General features: G+C 38.9%; 11 protein-coding genes and 2 pseudogenes. 5 read left to right on the top strand and 8 right to left on the bottom strand.

The annotated features are described in order from the left end of the window. Nucleotides 1-1031: 1031 nt before the first annotated feature. Together IJ00_RS01525 and IJ00_RS01520 are read right to left on the bottom strand one after the other, a co-directional pair. Complete coding sequence (locus IJ00_RS01525) at nucleotides 1032-1700, bottom strand: 2OG-Fe dioxygenase family protein (RefSeq protein WP_035149335.1); 669 nt, start codon at nucleotides 1698-1700, stop codon at nucleotides 1032-1034. A gap of 161 nt (nucleotides 1701-1861) precedes the next feature. Beyond that, on the bottom strand, nucleotides 1862-2623 hold the full coding sequence (locus IJ00_RS01520; RefSeq protein ID WP_035149333.1) for an HpcH/HpaI aldolase/citrate lyase family protein: 762 nt from the start codon (nucleotides 2621-2623) through the stop codon (nucleotides 1862-1864). Between the two features lie 52 nt (nucleotides 2624-2675). Between IJ00_RS01520 and IJ00_RS01515 the strand changes: the two genes are divergently transcribed. After that, nucleotides 2676-3137 carry an AMIN domain-containing protein gene (locus IJ00_RS01515; protein WP_144415962.1) on the top strand — a complete coding sequence of 154 codons (462 nt, stop codon included), beginning with the start codon at nucleotides 2676-2678 and terminating at the stop codon, nucleotides 3135-3137. Here the strand turns inward: IJ00_RS01515 and IJ00_RS01510 are convergent. Next, complete coding sequence (locus tag IJ00_RS01510; protein WP_035149329.1) at nucleotides 3120-3923, bottom strand: hypothetical protein; 804 nt, start codon at nucleotides 3921-3923, stop codon at nucleotides 3120-3122. The two genes, IJ00_RS01515 and IJ00_RS01510, sit on opposite strands and share 18 nt — an antisense overlap. A gap of 377 nt (nucleotides 3924-4300) precedes the next feature. Here IJ00_RS01510 and IJ00_RS01505 point away from each other — a divergent pair, with 377 nt between their 5' ends. Both IJ00_RS01505 and IJ00_RS01500 read left to right on the top strand, forming a co-directional pair. Then, nucleotides 4301-4861, top strand: coding sequence for a hypothetical protein (locus IJ00_RS01505; protein WP_144415961.1), 561 nt, complete (start codon nucleotides 4301-4303; stop codon nucleotides 4859-4861). Nucleotides 4862-5168: 307 nt separating this feature from the next. Further along, a pseudogene (locus IJ00_RS01500) lies at nucleotides 5169-5324 on the top strand (IS4 family transposase); the annotation flags it as partial. Nucleotides 5325-5349: 25 nt separating this feature from the next. Here IJ00_RS01500 and IJ00_RS01495 read toward each other — a convergent pair. Next, nucleotides 5350-6099: a peptidylprolyl isomerase gene (locus tag IJ00_RS01495; protein WP_035149321.1), complete on the bottom strand. Its 750-nt coding sequence runs from the start codon at nucleotides 6097-6099 to the stop codon at nucleotides 5350-5352. A gap of 73 nt (nucleotides 6100-6172) precedes the next feature. After that, nucleotides 6173-10198, bottom strand: a pseudogene (locus IJ00_RS01490) (glycerophosphodiester phosphodiesterase family protein); the annotation flags it as partial. Between the two features lie 1080 nt (nucleotides 10199-11278). Here IJ00_RS01490 and IJ00_RS01485 point away from each other — a divergent pair. Beyond that, nucleotides 11279-11788: a hypothetical protein gene (locus IJ00_RS01485; RefSeq protein WP_035149319.1), complete on the top strand. Its 510-nt coding sequence runs from the start codon at nucleotides 11279-11281 to the stop codon at nucleotides 11786-11788. Between the two features lie 69 nt (nucleotides 11789-11857). Here IJ00_RS01485 and IJ00_RS01480 read toward each other — a convergent pair whose 3' ends face one another. The 3 genes from IJ00_RS01480 to acsF all read right to left on the bottom strand — a co-directional run bounded on the left by IJ00_RS01480 (nucleotide 11858) and on the right by acsF (nucleotide 14567). Continuing rightward, complete coding sequence (locus IJ00_RS01480) at nucleotides 11858-12646, bottom strand: biotin/lipoate A/B protein ligase family protein (protein WP_035158283.1); 789 nt, start codon at nucleotides 12644-12646, stop codon at nucleotides 11858-11860. A 32-nt stretch (nucleotides 12647-12678) separates the two neighbouring features. Further along, nucleotides 12679-13149: a YbjN domain-containing protein gene (locus IJ00_RS01475; RefSeq protein WP_035149315.1), complete on the bottom strand. Its 471-nt coding sequence runs from the start codon at nucleotides 13147-13149 to the stop codon at nucleotides 12679-12681. A gap of 341 nt (nucleotides 13150-13490) precedes the next feature. Next, a complete protein-coding gene (gene acsF / locus IJ00_RS01470; protein WP_035149312.1) occupies nucleotides 13491-14567 on the bottom strand; it encodes a magnesium-protoporphyrin IX monomethyl ester (oxidative) cyclase in 1077 nt (358 codons plus the stop codon). Between the two features lie 474 nt (nucleotides 14568-15041). Between acsF and IJ00_RS01465 the strand changes: the two genes are divergently transcribed. Then, nucleotides 15042-15755 (top strand): heme oxygenase (biliverdin-producing), encoded by a 714-nt coding sequence (locus IJ00_RS01465; protein WP_035158282.1) that lies wholly within the window; start codon nucleotides 15042-15044, stop codon nucleotides 15753-15755. Nucleotides 15756-15819: the final 64 nt, after the last annotated feature.

Raw genomic sequence — 15819 nt, 5'->3', positions numbered from 1 at the left:
CCGTCTAGGAATAAAGGTATTTATAGAAAAATCACTTATGTTGATAGTAGTAATTACATATTGCAGTACCGAATAAATAGAATTTATTCACACACCAAGGTCTTATCAATCCTGATTGATGAAGTTACTAATACAACTGCACCATGGTGGATAAATAATCTAAATTTTTACCTGCATTTACTATCTTTGAAAGATTCACGCAATTTCGTACAAGTCATCAAACATATCCATATAATGGAACCTTTTTAACTTTTTTTGACATTAAAAATTGGAATTTAATACTTTTCCAAGATATGGAATAATTTGCTATTTTTCCCACATGGATATGTACAAATCTCTAAGAGAATTGTATAAATACGGGAAAGATATCCATATTCATTCAGAGAATATATCGATTGAGTGACAGTTTTCCTATCTGCACAATAAATGACATAGTATCAGTATGTTTGTCCATAGCATCGATGAATTCTTTATCTCAGTTTTATGTAAAAGGCGATACTTTTAATTAGAAATGAAAAAATATTTGTAAATTAGTTTTTCATAGGAAATTTATATTTGATTTTCAAAAAAATATGAAGAACAAGAGCAAGTTTGTAAATTCTTTTTCTGGATGAATTGATGGTAAACTTAGCATCATAGATGTAAAAATCCTATCTTTGGAGTGCTAAACCTCGTCTATTTTGAGAGCTTGTTAAATCTAGATATGGCTGACCTACGTCGCAATGACAAAAGTTTTCATGATGGGAAAGATTTAAATTACTTTTGAGTGAGAAGATTTGTTGTTGAATCGTGATATATATTTCATAGAAATCATGACTTATATGACTGACACATTTATCGTGTAGGGTATGTGATAGATAAAATTCATATGTTTACGTCTCATTCACTAATCAGGGCTATGAATTGACAGAATTTTTAATGGCATAAAAAAACCCAATTTTTATCATTGGGTTAGAGGGTATTTAGATTTATTAACTATGACGCGATAGAACTCCGTTCCGCAAAGCGATAGCCATCAAAATTATGTGAAATTAATCAAACAACAAACTGGGAGAAGTTAATACAAATACATCTCTCACTCCCATAGAATTATCCATGGGCTTCACGGGGGTTGTATAGTGGAAAAATTCATGGTCATTAATTAAGAGTAAATCTCCCGGATGGAGAATCTTATTAAAAACTGGCTTTTCTTTCTTCTCTACATATAAATGGGTTTCTCCACCGACAATATTTTGACGATTGACTGCAAAAATACCGATAAAATCTGTTCCATCTCGGTGAATTCCTTCCGGTGCAGGATTACCAAAACTTTCGGGAGAACAGGTAGTTCTAATTTGATGTACTCCAATTTCTGCCTCTGGGTGCAACTTACAGGAATCACTAAATGCTAAAACTAAATGTTTGAATGCGTCTTGCTCTACGAGTGTATCTTCTAATTCTGCAAATTCCCTTTTGATATCACCCATTAACGGGTTATATTGCTTTGGTTGATAGAGATATCCGTGGGGCAATTTAATTAAATTATCTCCATCAACGGTAAATCTGGATAGTCGCCTCAAACGGTAATTACCCTTAATATACGGGTCTATGGGCAATTCTTGGAAAAATGGTTGCAAACCTTCAGCATCAATGGAATTTACCTTTCTTAACGTGAACAGAAAAGCATATTCTAATTCCGTAGCGGTAGAAACTCGTTGCATAGAAATCCCCCTCTACAGGTGCATACCTGTAATTTTCTGTTGTCAGAGGTTTATATTTCCAGTATAGATATTTTTTACCTTAATGTCGTCTAGTAGACTACAAAAAACACCATTTCGTGGTATATAGAACACCTCTGAAACAAAATACATTTCTGAGGAGATTAATTCCGCATAGTTTTCATCAAACCAGCACAAGCACGATAAAAAACACTAACATCCACACCCAGACCGATATATTGCACACCTGCATCTATCCATTTTTGGGCAGTTTCTGGGTTATCTGCAAATGTACCAACAGCTTTACCTGCATTGCGGATAGTTGTGATACATTGCTGCATTAATTCCACTACTCGGCGATCGCCAACTTGCCCAGGAATTCCCAGAGATTGGGATAAGTCATAGGGACCTAGAAAAACCACATCAATATGGGGAACACTGACAATCTCTGCAATTTGCTCCACTCCCTGTTTTCCCTCAATATGCACCACCACCAAGGATTCTGCATTCAAACTATCAGTAATATTTGTACCCGCAGATGTATACATTGCTGCACGAGTACCAAAGGATAAACCCCGTTTACCAAGGGGACTGTATTTAGCTGCTTGTACGCAAGCTTCCGCATCTGCTTTGGTTTCAATTTGGGGTATCTGTACACCCGTACTGCCAATATCTAAAGCGCGTTGAATTTGGGGTGCATCGTTCTTACGCACACGTACCACAGGCGCAATTCCCACGGAATCCGCAGCACGACACAAGTCTTCCGCAGCAAGGGTATGTAGGGGACTATGTTCCATATCAATCACGACAAAATCAAAACCCGCATGTCCGCAGATTTCTACAAATGCTGGATATGCACAGTTCATAAACATACCAAGAACAACTTCACCGTTGTGCAGTTTCTGTTTGAGTTGATTTTTTTTCATGGAAAGTATCAAAGTTTGCACTATAAAGGATGAAACCCTTATTTTTGAGGATATGAGAATTTCCCGTCCAAATGCAAAAGCTTTCCTGAAAAGCTTAAAATTTCAGTTATATATTGCTCTTTGCCTAGGGATAGTAACTAGCTGGCAAGATGAAAGTAGTCATGCTCAGGTAATATTCACAACACCTTCCCAGAGAACAACCCAGCAAATGACAGAACCCATCCAGGTGACTGGGGTAAAATTACGTCAGACACGGAAAGGCTTTGAAGTCCATTTAGTTACCAAATCTGGGCAGTTAGCTGTACCGAAACCTAACTTTGAGGGTGGTAATATTATTGTCTTAGAAATTCCCAATGCGGTGATGGCATTACCTGATGGTAAATTCTTTGATGCTACACAACCAGCATCGGGAATCCTTGCGGTGTCAGTATTACAGGTAGAGGGAAACCGGATTGAAGTGAGGGTGAAAGGTGAAAAGGGAATACCCAATATGTATCTAATTTCTGGAAATTAAGTTTTCCCAAGCTGAAACTATGGGAGCTAATTTTCCTGGATTGGTATATTCTACAGTAGCGCCACCAAAGGATAACTGAAAACTGGCTGCATCGGCGGCGATCGCGCCCATATTTAAATAACTTAAACCATTAAAATGGGAGAAGGAATTTTTTTCTAAAACACTAATAAATTGCTGTACTTCTTCCTGGGTTAATTGTTTGATTTTTTCCGGTTTCCCAGGATTCTGGGTAATTGTGCGACGAGTCAATACACCATCTGAGGTTAATTCCCAAGCGTAATATTGTGGGGAAAATCCGGTGATTTGTGCTGATTGAAAAATTACAGAGCTACTGGATGTCGGAATAATTTTTTGGGGATTGATAAAATTGGGTATGGAAGTTTGCCCAACACGGGGTGAACTGGCTGTAGAATTAAATCCTAACCGTTTTCCACTATCATCTACATGATAAATCCAAAAACGATTTTGAATCTTATTACTGACAATCACTTGCCAACCAGAAATAGCTATTTGTGTACACAGACGATTGGGTTGAGCTAAACCCATACAACTATCCCAGGTTGCACGACGAGCGTTAGTTAATCGCAAGGTTTGGGGAGACACTTTAAAACGTTTTTGAATATCCCTTTGAATCACACGCAGTAGCTTACTGGGTAATTTATCTGCTACCTTTGCGCTGGTATTCACTGGTGGTTGAGCAGCAACTACAGTCGGTTGTAATATCGGTTGAGTGGTGAGTACAAGAGTGAACATCACCGCTAAAAAATTATGTTTTGTTAACATCATAAATTTTCCTATCTAGATGCTTCCAATTTAATCGGGGATGATGGAGAAAACTGTAGTGGTTACAAATTCGGAAACACTATTTATGATTTCTTTTACAGAATTATTCAGGAATGGGGAATATTCCTTGTGAAGTCTATATACATAATTTACCGATTCAGGAATTTTGGCGTTGCTAAATCTCAAGTATGAACCCCGCAAATCCTAGAATGAAGACTCTGCCATCAGATTTTTGGTTCCCAGGTTTGCTTAACACTCCGGTGTACATATTTTAATTCGTGCTGAAGGTTAACAACGCCATTTTTTTACAAACTAATTTTGTCGTTATGTATAAATACTTTTTTTCCTCTTTCCTATGTAGTTTCACTTTACTGGCATCTTTGTCTGTCTTCGCTGACATTAGTCAAGCAGATATCAAGAATCAGACTATCACCCAATCTTCACAAGATAAACAAGTCAAACCCACAAAAATTACCCAGTCAGAAATTAGACAAATTCAACAAGCTCTACCCCAAAAGAAAATAATTTTTAATCATACCTTTCGAGTCAAATTACCAGAATGTAACTCTTGTTTATTCGTTCCTGTACAAGAATCATTACCGAAAAATCGCCTCACCTTGCACTTAGTCAGAGATAATAAACTACTTTATACTTTCCCTCAATCCCAGCAAGTCAAATCCTGGAATTTTCGACAGCTAAAAGCGGTATCATTTTTACAATTAGATTTTAGTGGACCTAATGAAGATGGGATACTTTTGATTACTGAATATTCTCAAAGTCCAAAAAGTAATCGCCCTTTACCCGTGGCAATTCTTTATCAAAGAGACACAAAAGGATACAAGGTACTAGAAAATACCAGCAGTATCTTAACTAAACGTAAAGTTAAAACAGTTGCAGAAGCCGAAAATATTTTCCGAAACGAGTTGCAATATTTACCCTAGTGCATACGTGACAGGTTAAGACAAAGTGGATTTTGTCAATCAGTTAAAATACTCAAAATTGTTTTAACAATAATGATAATCGCCCGCCTCCTTCCCCCTTGTTTGATTATCATTATTACTAAAGTTTTTAATAGTTGAAATCTTCATTTAAAAACTATTGTAAAGACTGAATACTTTGAGCAAAATTGGGTAGCATTATTCGGTTAATTTAGTTATTAAGCGAGTTCACAAAAATGTTGGGTTTCCCACCATGCCCAAGCGACCAAAACAAAACTCTGACCATGCACAACGACATGATACTCCTACTATAGATAATAAAGCGATCGCTAATCATTTAGAAGCTCTATTAACCCCAGCAATTTTTGCTCAAGGAAAATATTATAAGCAGTTAGGATTACGAGAGAGAATTCTAAATTTATCATTTATGGTAGCAGCAGTTTTAACACTTTTGTGGCGGCAAGTTCCTCAGTGAGCAAAATCTTTCTAGGTTAAACCTGGGTGATAAATTCTTTTAACTGGGTTTGTAACCAGTTTTCCATTAATTCATTTAACAAGCGTTTTTGCATTGCCGTATCAAATTGTGCGGGAATGATTTTTTCTAATCTGACAATTACAATCCATTTTTCTAGGGAAGTGGGTGCTAAAAGTTGTCCCGGTTGACTACGCATCAACAAATTTGCTAGGGTGGGATGGGGTACTGATAATTCTACAGGTCCAAGTAACCCATAGGTATGAGCTTCTAATCCTTGGGAATATTCCTTGGCTAATTCACCGAAAGATTGTTCCCCTGCTTGAATGCGAAAATATAGTTCTTGGGCGATCGCCATGTCATCAACACGCAATAGGGAATATACGACTCGATCTAATTTTCCTTTGCGTTGCAGAAAGTAGGAATGGAGTTTATTTCCCCAGGTTTCTTGCTGAAATTTTTCTAGTTTTCCTAGACGGGTAACGAGATAATCGAGTTGGGAAGTTTCTAAACCCCGGACTTTTAACCATGTTTGTACATCTGCATCAGTATTAATTTTTTGTTCTTGATAGAAGTTTTTATAGAGTTGAAATCTTTCCTCTGGAGTCAAATTAATAGTGGCGATCGCCTCCGCAATTATCATCTCCCGTGCAAATTGTGGCATCACACCATATTGCTTGAGCAGGGGTAATATTTGCTTTTCTTCTAAATTACTAAAATTTTTCGTGACTGCTTGCCAAACTCCATCAATGCTTGCAACTATGTTCATCTTAAATATTGTCCTAAATATCTGTATTAAAAAGGGGGAAAAATCCCCCAAAACTGAGTATAAAAAAATCAGACTAAGCAGTCAATTGCAAATCTTTGATAGTTGCTATCAAGTCATCGCCGACACTAATTAAGGTGTCATTTCCACTGATGCGATATGTGAAGTTGGCGATCGCGCTCAAGCCACTTCCGCGAGTCACTTTGTCATTGATACCAAAGCCGTAAATCGTGACTGAACCTTTGCCACCACTCAAGATAAAGTTATCACTACCGCTACCCGCATAGACCGTATCATCACCAGTGCCGGCGGAAATGGTATTTTCCCCTCCTCCAGCATATATGATGTCATCACCTGCACCAGTGTAAATTCTATCGTCACCAGCACCAGCATTAACTAAGTCTTTACCGCTTCCTGTGGAGATGTAATTATTACCTTCCCCTGCGTAAACAACATTATCTCCATCACCCAGGTTGATTTTATCGTTGCCGGCACCTGCGTAAACGATATCATTACCTTTCCCTGCTAGAATCCGGTTGTCACCTTCCCCAGCGTAAATGCTATTGTTGCCATTACCCAGGTTGAAGGTATCATCACCAGCACCACCATAGGCTGTATCATTGCCATTACCAGCAACTAGGATGTTGTTACCTTCCCCACCGTAAAGGATGTTATTACCTTCTCCTGCGTAGAGTTCGTCCTTACCTTCCCCACCGTAGAGAGTATCGTCTGTATTTTTACCCTTGGGGGTTAAGTTCAGGGGTTTGTCCAATTCTAAAACGATAATTTCGTTGTTATCAATGGTTGGTGCAGGGGATCTACCAGTGGAGAAGGGATAATTATTGTCGTTAGCTACAAGAATGGTGTTTGCATCTAAGACGACAACATTCTCAATGGTGACAAAGGGGAAGGTAAAAGTTGTGCTACCATCTTGATTCAAGTCCTGGGGGTCTTGGATATTCAGTAAATCTGCAACTTCTTCCTTGACGACAAAACCGTTAGCATCTTTCTGGGAAAGATTGACTTTAAAAATTTTCTTGAATTTTGCCGTTGCACCTTGACCATTATCCCGCTCAATCACCAAATATTCGTTTTGGTTAATTACCGTAAAATCCCCGATCGCGTTACTGGGGTTTTCCATACGGTACAAACCAGCTAATCCCTGATATTCTTTGGTAATGGCATCAAATTTGTAAATGCGCAAAGAGCCTACAGGGTCTCCAACTACTGTACCTTCTAATAGGGGATAAAAGGTGGTTTGATCGGGACTAATTGCCATCCCTTCAAAACCTCTGGAACTACCTAGGTTTGGAACTGGGTTGGTTCCGACAAATTTATCCCGTACCAAGTCACCGGTGGCAGGAAAATCGGTAAAATAGCCGTCAGCACCCAACTCGATAAACTGCTGGTATTCTTTCTTGGGGTCTCCGTTGTAATCTTTGGCTAAAAATGCGTCTTCACTACGGAAAGTGTAGGGATGTACTAATAAACCCGCAGCATGAGCATCTTTAATTAAACTAGTGGGTGTGGTGGTAGTTCTATCCGCATCATTAACAACTCCATCACCGTTAACATCATCATCCTTACCATCACCGTCAGCATCCACACCCTTGACAGGGACAATTAAGCGTTTACTTGGACCAATACCCTCTGCATATTCTGCAACTTCTATTAATCCTGTAGGGGTTGTCAAATCTTTGTAGGTGCGGGAGTCTCCACTGAGAACAAAATCGTAGGGTTTGTCATTGGCTCCCCCATATAATTGTACCAGGGGAATATCTACCCCAGCCTTGGGCATGATGACATCGTTGAGTTCCTTGAGATTACCCACCTCAAAGGATTGGATATATATGCGTTTGGGGTCGGTGAAACCTTTCTCAACAAGGGTATCAATGAGTTTTTGACCAAGACTGACATTGATGGGAGTTCCATCCAAATATTGACCTGTAGTTGCAAAGTAACTGGGGTGTTTGGTTTCAGGATAGATACCAATTTTTTTCCCTGTTTCCTTTTCTACCTGTTTCACCAAGTCAATGATTTCTCCCAGGGTGGGAACTTTCAAATTATCGTTGTTGTACTTGGTTCCCCGTAAACCCGGTAAACGTTCAATGGCGTTCAGGGTTTTAATTTCTGCTAAAGTTAAATCTTCAGCAAACCAACCCTTAACAGTCCTACCGTCAATGATTTTTGTGGTTAACAGGTGAGCAAATTCTGGACGCAGGTAAATATCGGTACTGGTGTCTGTGGTGTTCACAGTTCCATCAGCATTCAAAATCGCCAAAGCATTCTCATGACGTGCAATTAACACCCCATCCTTAGTCACAACTAAATCTGGTTCGATAAAATCTGCACCTTGGGCGATCGCTAACTTGTAAGCTTCTAAGGTATGCTCTGGACGTTCTCCACTTGCTCCCCGGTGTCCAATTACTATGGGTGCGTTCCCATCCAGGGTATTAAAAGTTGTCTTGCGTAACACATCTGGGTTATCGGGAGAAAGCACGTATTCCCCGGTAATTTGGTCACGAACTAAGTCCCCGGTTCCTGGGAAGTCAGTAAAGTATCCATCGACACCCAAATTAATGAATTGCTGGAACTCGGCGTTGGGATTGCCCTTGTAGTCGGATGCTAAATAACGCCCTTCATTCCGGAAGGTATAAGGATGTACAAGTAACCCGACTTTATGAGCATCTGGAACTAGGGAAGTTGGTTCTGTGAGTACCTTGTCTGCATCATTAATGACTCCATCCCCATTCAAGTCATCTGCTTTTCCGTCCCCATCTGCATCTACTTCCTTGACAGAGACAATCATCCGTTTCCATGGTCCTATCCCGTCAGCGTAGGTAGCAATTTCCTTCAAACCTTCTGGAGTCCGTAAATCAGCGTAGGTACGCTTATCACCACTGACGACAAAATCGTAGGGTTGAACTTCAATTAAGGAACCATCCGGATTGACATCGAAAGCGTCTAATAACTGCACCAAAGGAATATCAGTTTTCTGATTTAATTCCTTGAGATTACTAGTCTCGAAAGACTGAATAAATACCCGACTGGGGTCAGTGAAACCTGTCTTTTCTAAGGTTGCTAACAACGGTTCTTCTAAAGATAAACCGATGGAATCATGGTAGGTAGGATGCTTGGTTTCTGGATAGATGCCAATTTTCTTCCCCGTATCCTTTTCTACCTGCTTGACTAAATTGATGACTTCCTCAAAGGTAGGAATTTCATACAACCCGTTAAATACCTGGGGACGGAAACTTTGAGGCATTTTTGCCCGCAGAGTTTTAATTTCTGCTAGGGTAAAATCTTCTGCGAAAAATCCTTCTTCCGCAATCCCGTCAATAACTTTCGTTTTCTTGCGATCGCTAAATTCGGGACGATCTGACACATCGGTAGTATTAATTAAATTTGGCTCGTGACGTGCAATTAATACACCATCTTTGGTAGAAACTAGGTCGGGTTCAATAAAATCTGCTCCTAGTTCAATTGCCCGCATATAAGCACCTAGGGTATGCTCTGGCAATTCTCCACTAGCTCCCCGGTGTCCAATAACTATGGGTGCTTTTCCATCTAGGGTATTTAAATTAACATTATTCGGTGTGGCAATGGGTGCATCAATTAACTTACCACTACTATCAAAATGCAGTAAGTAGGGACCAAATTCATCCCCAATCCAAATACTTCCATCAGAAGCAATCACAAAGGATTCCACATCAAAATCTGCACCAGTTAATAACCGCTCTGGGGTATTCTGATTCACAATGTTGAAAGGTATTAAACCATTGGGGTCAGATAATTGAATAAAATCCAGTATCTTAACCGTACCATCTCCCCCTGGTTCAGAACCTCGGAAACTGGGATCAACTCGATAAAGTCTTAATTGATAATCTGCACTGTTATTTTTAGCCCCAAAACCATTGTCAGACAAAAACCAGAAGGAATTATCATCGGCAATTTGAACACCGCTAAAACCTTGAACTGGTTGACCTTTAAAGGGTACATTTCTACCGTTGGTATTGCCTGTAATCAAATTACCAGAGTTGGGACCTTCAGCAAAGGTATCTGCGGGAAGAACAGCGAATCCTTTCAGCGTTACTTTTGTCATTGTTCTATATATTTGGTAGCTTTGCCCGATAACTTTGTTTGCGGAAAATCAATAATTACTATTGATTCCTTTGCACCCGTGGTATTGATTGTTTCTCGAAAATGATTCCATGAGAAAATCTCTTGCTGACTCAATGTTGAGAGCAAATCTTGATATATCTCCCGGAAATGTCGGTGAATATAATTACTGTGATTTGCCAGAATGCTTCTGATAAATCAACTTTAACCCCATGATGAATCTGAACAACAAACTCTATGTTTGCGTAGGCGGCTATTGTTTAATTTATTACCACTCTTTCACCTGAAGATTAAGAAGAGGAAAAAATATGATTAAAAATGCTTGACAAATGGTTATATTTCGGTAAATTTTACCTATGTAATTGATTCGATAGTGATGTCAGTAAATTTACTATGAACTTGTCTGGGTGAGTAGATGACAAAAATCCTGGTAATACGGAGAGACACTTTTTCAAGTGAATATAAAGTTTATTCCGTAGTATAAATCACACAAATGTCAACGCTGTAGATGTAATTCATGAATTTTATCTAAGTAGAACGGCTTAAATAATTCACGCTATGTCATTGCGAATGAAACGAAGTGGAATGAAGCAATCTCAACGGTTTTGACGATTTTACAATCTGTTACATAGTTAGGTTTATTCTCACCGACTTACTTAAGTAAAAATCAGGATTTTCATGTTTGCTATATCAATTTTTAATTAAAAATACTGATTTCCCAGGGTTCCCAGTATCTAGGAAAGCAAATCGAATAAGCTGGAATTGTGATTGAACTTGGAATTATGCGTTATTGCTCCCCACCCTACTTGTGCACTGTATTTAATCGACATTCTATAGATATGTCTAATGATTTTCATTAGATGGTATTACATCAGCTCTAGGTGGGGTTATGTCTGATGGAAACAACCCTGAGTCTCTGGGAGTCAAAAGAGATGGGTAAAGAAACTGTTTGTTATGATGGTGACTGCTAACTCAAAAAGGGTATGTAGTAGCTATCATCAACTACTATCTCCACCTTTCTGCATTTGCTGACGATTCCGGTTATTTTTTTCACTCATCACCTATGCGCCAATTTTGTCTAACATTTAGTATTAGCCTTCTGACATTATCTTCCGTTGCGATTGCACCCAGTTTGGCAGAAGTAGCTGCAATCCCGAATCCTTTAGTTGCACCCTTAGATGCTAAGTTAATGAGGGAGCCCAAAGGGAATGTGACGACAGCTAATACTATTTCCCAGGAATCCCCAACTGTTCCTAGTCTATGGTGGACAAAAGAAAACCTAGAGAATAGTAAATTATTATCTAATTGGATTGTTTATCATGGAGAGACAAATCAGCAAAGAAGGGTAGATTTAGCAGTCAATCAGCAATATTGGTCGATTTTAGACTATTTGGAAAAATACGATTTTGTCAATCGTTTGGGTAGTGTGACTCGTAAAGATAAGTATAATTTGCGTGTATTTAACGTTCAAGGTGAGCTATTGGCTACCTATACTTGCAATTTCCAGCTAGAAAAACCATTGTGCAATATTGATATGAAAAATCAAAATCAATTTGGTTTAGGTAATAGCTGATACAGCATTTTTGAAATAAGTGAGGCAAACCATGAGGAATGAGTAATGAGTAATAAGTAAATCTCTGACTCATAACTTTTTTTCAATCAGTGGCTGTACCTCAGAAATGTCTAATTTGCTGTAAATGTCTGCCCATTCTGTATCTGATAGTGGTTCTATGATGAATTCTACGGAGAAACAATTTTTGGCTGCCATAATTAAAGCATCCAGAATTTCTGCGATTGTCAACTCTTGATTAATGGAGTTATCTGGGGTAATTTCTGTGGCAAATACCTGTTGACAGAGTTGTGGATTTTGCCAAATACGCATAGAACCATGTTGGAGTATAGCGTGAGAGCGTCGTAGTTGGGCGCTACCGATGAATTTGTAATTATTGGTGGTGACTAAATCTGCACCTGTGGCAGTTGCAAAGCAATTGGGGTTATGGATGTAACCCCTACCTGCAATCCCGTAGTGTAATGGGATGCCTAGATTTTGCCATCCTTCGATGAGGAATTCACAAATTTTTTCGTAGGTTTTCAGACGTTCACCGCTTCGGGGGAGGGTAACTCTATCACCACCCAAACCGGATGTAATGACTGCATAGGTTAAATCACCCTGATGCAACACTGCTCTACCACCTGTGGGACGCTTGACAATATCTATTTTTTCTCCTTGCCAAGTCAAATTTTGCCAGTGTTCTGGGTATTGACGTTGATGATAGCCGAGGGAAATGGCAAATGGCGACCAGGTATAAAAACGTAATATAGAAGGTTGATTGCCGAGAATATGCTGTTCTAGTAACCACTGATCAACTGCCATCTGGATGTTTCCAGGTGCTGATAGTAAGGGAATTAGTCGCCATGGTTGCTGATGCAAATTTTCAATCCCAATCTCACATCTCAAATATCTTAGACTTTAGCAAATTCCTGTTGTAAAGTCTCATCATGATTATCGGCGATCGTGGCAACAATCGTAATTAAACGGGAGACTTCACCGGCAGATAATTCGGCTAAGTTGCGACTGGCAATGACTACTACTTGATTTTCGATAATTCCAAAACGAGATTCTAGGGTGGTGGAACAATTCATTTCTAGCAAGCGACGCATTAATCGAGATTCATCTTGGACTGGTAGTGCGAGTACCACTGACCATACAGTAATAGTATCCTCATCGGTTGTACCTGTTAACTGCACAAATACTTGTACACTTCCGTATTGAAATTTCCACAGATAACCACCTTCTGCGGGATGATTGACCATAGCACTGTCATTCTGCTCTAAGCTATCAATGACGTTTTCTATGACTTCTAGGTGGTTTAAGCTGGTTGTTGTCATTAGCTCTGTGGTTAAGTTGTTGATTTCTAGACTAGAGGTTGTCATCGGATTTTTCCTGTATGCAAAGTAAAAAAGAACTTGGCGATCGCCTTTCTAAACAAGAGCTTGCCAAGATGACTGAATTCTATATTGATTTTAGATAAATAAATACTGATGCAATGAATCAACCGCCAGTATAAGTCATCATTGCAGGGAAATTGTGTAAAATTTCTGTAGGTTAGGATGCAACCCTTATAACCTACAGAATCTCGTTATAAGTAAGTCGATGAAAATAAACCCAACTATGTAACAGAATGTAAAATTGACAAAACCGTTGCGGTTGCTTCATTTCACTTCGTTTCATTCGCAATGACATACATTGAAATTTTCACACCGACCTACTTAGACTAATTCACTGTCTCCCGAATGGACTCTGCATTGATAGTAGGGAGGAAATACAGTTTGAGGAAATGTCCCAGAATTGAGAGAATCACACCTGTCTTTTGCAAGAATTTAATGGCTGGGGGGCGATCGCTCTTGGCAATTTGTTCTAATTTATAGTTACCCTCGGCACATTTTTCCAGACGATCGAAAAATTCCGGATGGTTGGTATTTAAAATCTCTGGAAATGCTCGAGCTGAGGTTTCGTTGGTTTTTTCGATGACTTGAATGTTATATTTGCGAGGATTGATACCGACGGAATGGTAAAAGTCTGCTCTCTCAAATACTGTCAGGGAATGGGTGATGAAGACTGTCAGTAAAAAGAATCTTGACCACAAACGCGCTTGCCAATTATTCCACAGTTGGGGCTGCGATCGCAGTAATGCTTTAAAGAAATCTCCATGACGGTTCTCGTCTTGACACCAGCTTTCAAAGTAGCGGAATAGGGGATAAAACTGGTTTTCTGGATGTTTCTCTAAATGACGGAACATGATGATATACCGCCAATAACCGATTTTCTCTGATAGGTAAACGGTGTAAATAATCCATTCTGGGGGAAAGAATGTATATGTACGGCTTTTTGTCAAGTACCCTAGGTCAAGGGAAAGATGAAAATCCGCCATTGCTTTGTTTAAAAATCCCGCATGACGTGCTTCATCCCTTGCCATGTAGCTAAAAGCTTCTGAGAGTAAGGGGTTGCGGTCTTTAATGCGTCGTGATAATTCTTTAAATAGGAGAAATCCTGAAAACTCGGAAGTGCAAGAACGTTCGAGAAAATCGATAAACGCTGCACGGGTTTCTCCGTCGATGTGATCCCATGATTGCTTGAACTCTTCATCCCGCACAAAATGATGGCGATTGTAGTCTGCTTTCAACTCGTTGACTATTGCCTCAATTTCTTGGCGATCGCCAGAAATATCCATATTTGCCACCGCATCAAAGTCAGTGACATAAAACCTTGGTGTTAATAAAGTTTCTTTGACTGGTGCTTTTACACCTTGTTTAAGTAATTCTGACTGGGGTGTGGGGAGAGACTGAACCATAGGATTTCCCAAGCTTATGTTTTTATAGCTATATAACCATAAATCTTCATCAAGGTCTAGAATTTGCAAAAATATTTAAACTATTTTTTAAAATTGATTTTATAAGCTAGATTGAAAAGAGTGGAGGAATGCCTGCACAGTATAGCTTCATGGGTAATTATTCCTGGGTAAATCATCAATTGTGAAAAAATGTGAATATCTCTACAACTATAGACTTATTCAGTAGTTAAATATCTGTGGTAGAAATCAACATGGTTCGGATCTGCATCAATAATGATATTTGCTTGATTCAAGCGATGCAGATCTTTTTCCACCCTGTTGAGTAATCGATAGCAGTTTTAATTTCTTGGTGAGAGATAAGAACCCCACAAATTCTTACCAATGAAACAGGATTGCCATATCTCAGACATATTTATTACCAATTGGTATCACTCTGCTCTCTCCATGACAAATAAGAAAATTCAGGAACAAATTATGAATAGCAATTTAGCGATTAAGCTCCGCAATGGAACTCAAAAAGCTCACACCGCAGCAGAAAATGTGGGTTTTATGAAATGTTTTCTCAAGGGTGTGGTAGACAAAGCTTGTTTTGGAAGATTTTTAGGTAATTTATACTTCGTTTACAGCACTTTAGAAGGGGAAATACAGCGTCATCAAAATAATCCATTAATTAGTAAATTTTATTTTCCTGAACTGAATCGTCAAGCCAATTTAGAGCAAGATATGGAATATTATTATGGCAAAGATTGGCGACAAAAAATTACTCCTTCTCCCGCAGCGCAAAAATTTGTGGCTCGAATTCGAGAAATTTCTGCCACAGAACCAATTTTGTTATTAGGACATGCCTATACTCGGTATATGGGCGACCTTTCTGGGGGTCAAATGCTACAAAAAATTGCCCAATCATCTTTAAAATTAGATGGTTATACAGGCACTAGTTTTTATAATTTTGAACAGATTCCCGACAAGAAAACGTTTAAAGATAAATATCGTCAAGCATTAGATTCCATTCCCGTTGATGATGCAACTGCCGATAAAATCGTTGCGGAAGCAAATAGTTCTTTTGCTTTTAACATGCAAATGGCGCAGGAATTAGAAGGTAATTTAATTCAATCAATTGGACAGGCTTTATTTAATAGTTTGACTCAAGGTTACAACCCTGGTAGTACAGAATTAGTTAGTCATTAATATGGGTAATTGATAACTGTTAATAGATAGCATTTATCAAAATAACCTGATTTGTTGACTTGTT

Origin of the sequence: Calothrix sp. 336/3, assembly GCF_000734895.2 — a bacterium.
Taxonomy (GTDB): Bacteria; Cyanobacteriota; Cyanobacteriia; order Cyanobacteriales; family Nostocaceae; genus 336-3.
This window is presented reverse-complemented; position numbering and strand designations above follow the sequence as displayed.

Bases quoted from the DNA above. Each gene is read 5' to 3' on its own strand.
- IJ00_RS01525 (WP_035149335.1), bottom strand. From the start codon at position 1,700: ATGCAACGAGTTTCTACCGCTACGGAATTAGAATATGCTTTTCTGTTC.
- IJ00_RS01520 (WP_035149333.1), bottom strand. From the start codon at position 2,623: ATGAAAAAAAATCAACTCAAACAGAAACTGCACAACGGTGAAGTTGTT.
- IJ00_RS01515 (WP_144415962.1), top strand. From the start codon at position 2,676: ATGAGAATTTCCCGTCCAAATGCAAAAGCTTTCCTGAAAAGCTTAAAA.
- IJ00_RS01510 (WP_035149329.1), bottom strand. From the start codon at position 3,923: ATGATGTTAACAAAACATAATTTTTTAGCGGTGATGTTCACTCTTGTA.
- IJ00_RS01495 (WP_035149321.1), bottom strand. From the start codon at position 6,099: ATGAACATAGTTGCAAGCATTGATGGAGTTTGGCAAGCAGTCACGAAA.
- IJ00_RS01485 (WP_035149319.1), top strand. From the start codon at position 11,279: ATGCGCCAATTTTGTCTAACATTTAGTATTAGCCTTCTGACATTATCT.
- IJ00_RS01475 (WP_035149315.1), bottom strand. From the start codon at position 13,149: ATGACAACCTCTAGTCTAGAAATCAACAACTTAACCACAGAGCTAATG.
- acsF (WP_035149312.1), bottom strand. From the start codon at position 14,567: ATGGTTCAGTCTCTCCCCACACCCCAGTCAGAATTACTTAAACAAGGT.
- IJ00_RS01465 (WP_035158282.1), top strand. From the start codon at position 15,042: ATGAATAGCAATTTAGCGATTAAGCTCCGCAATGGAACTCAAAAAGCT.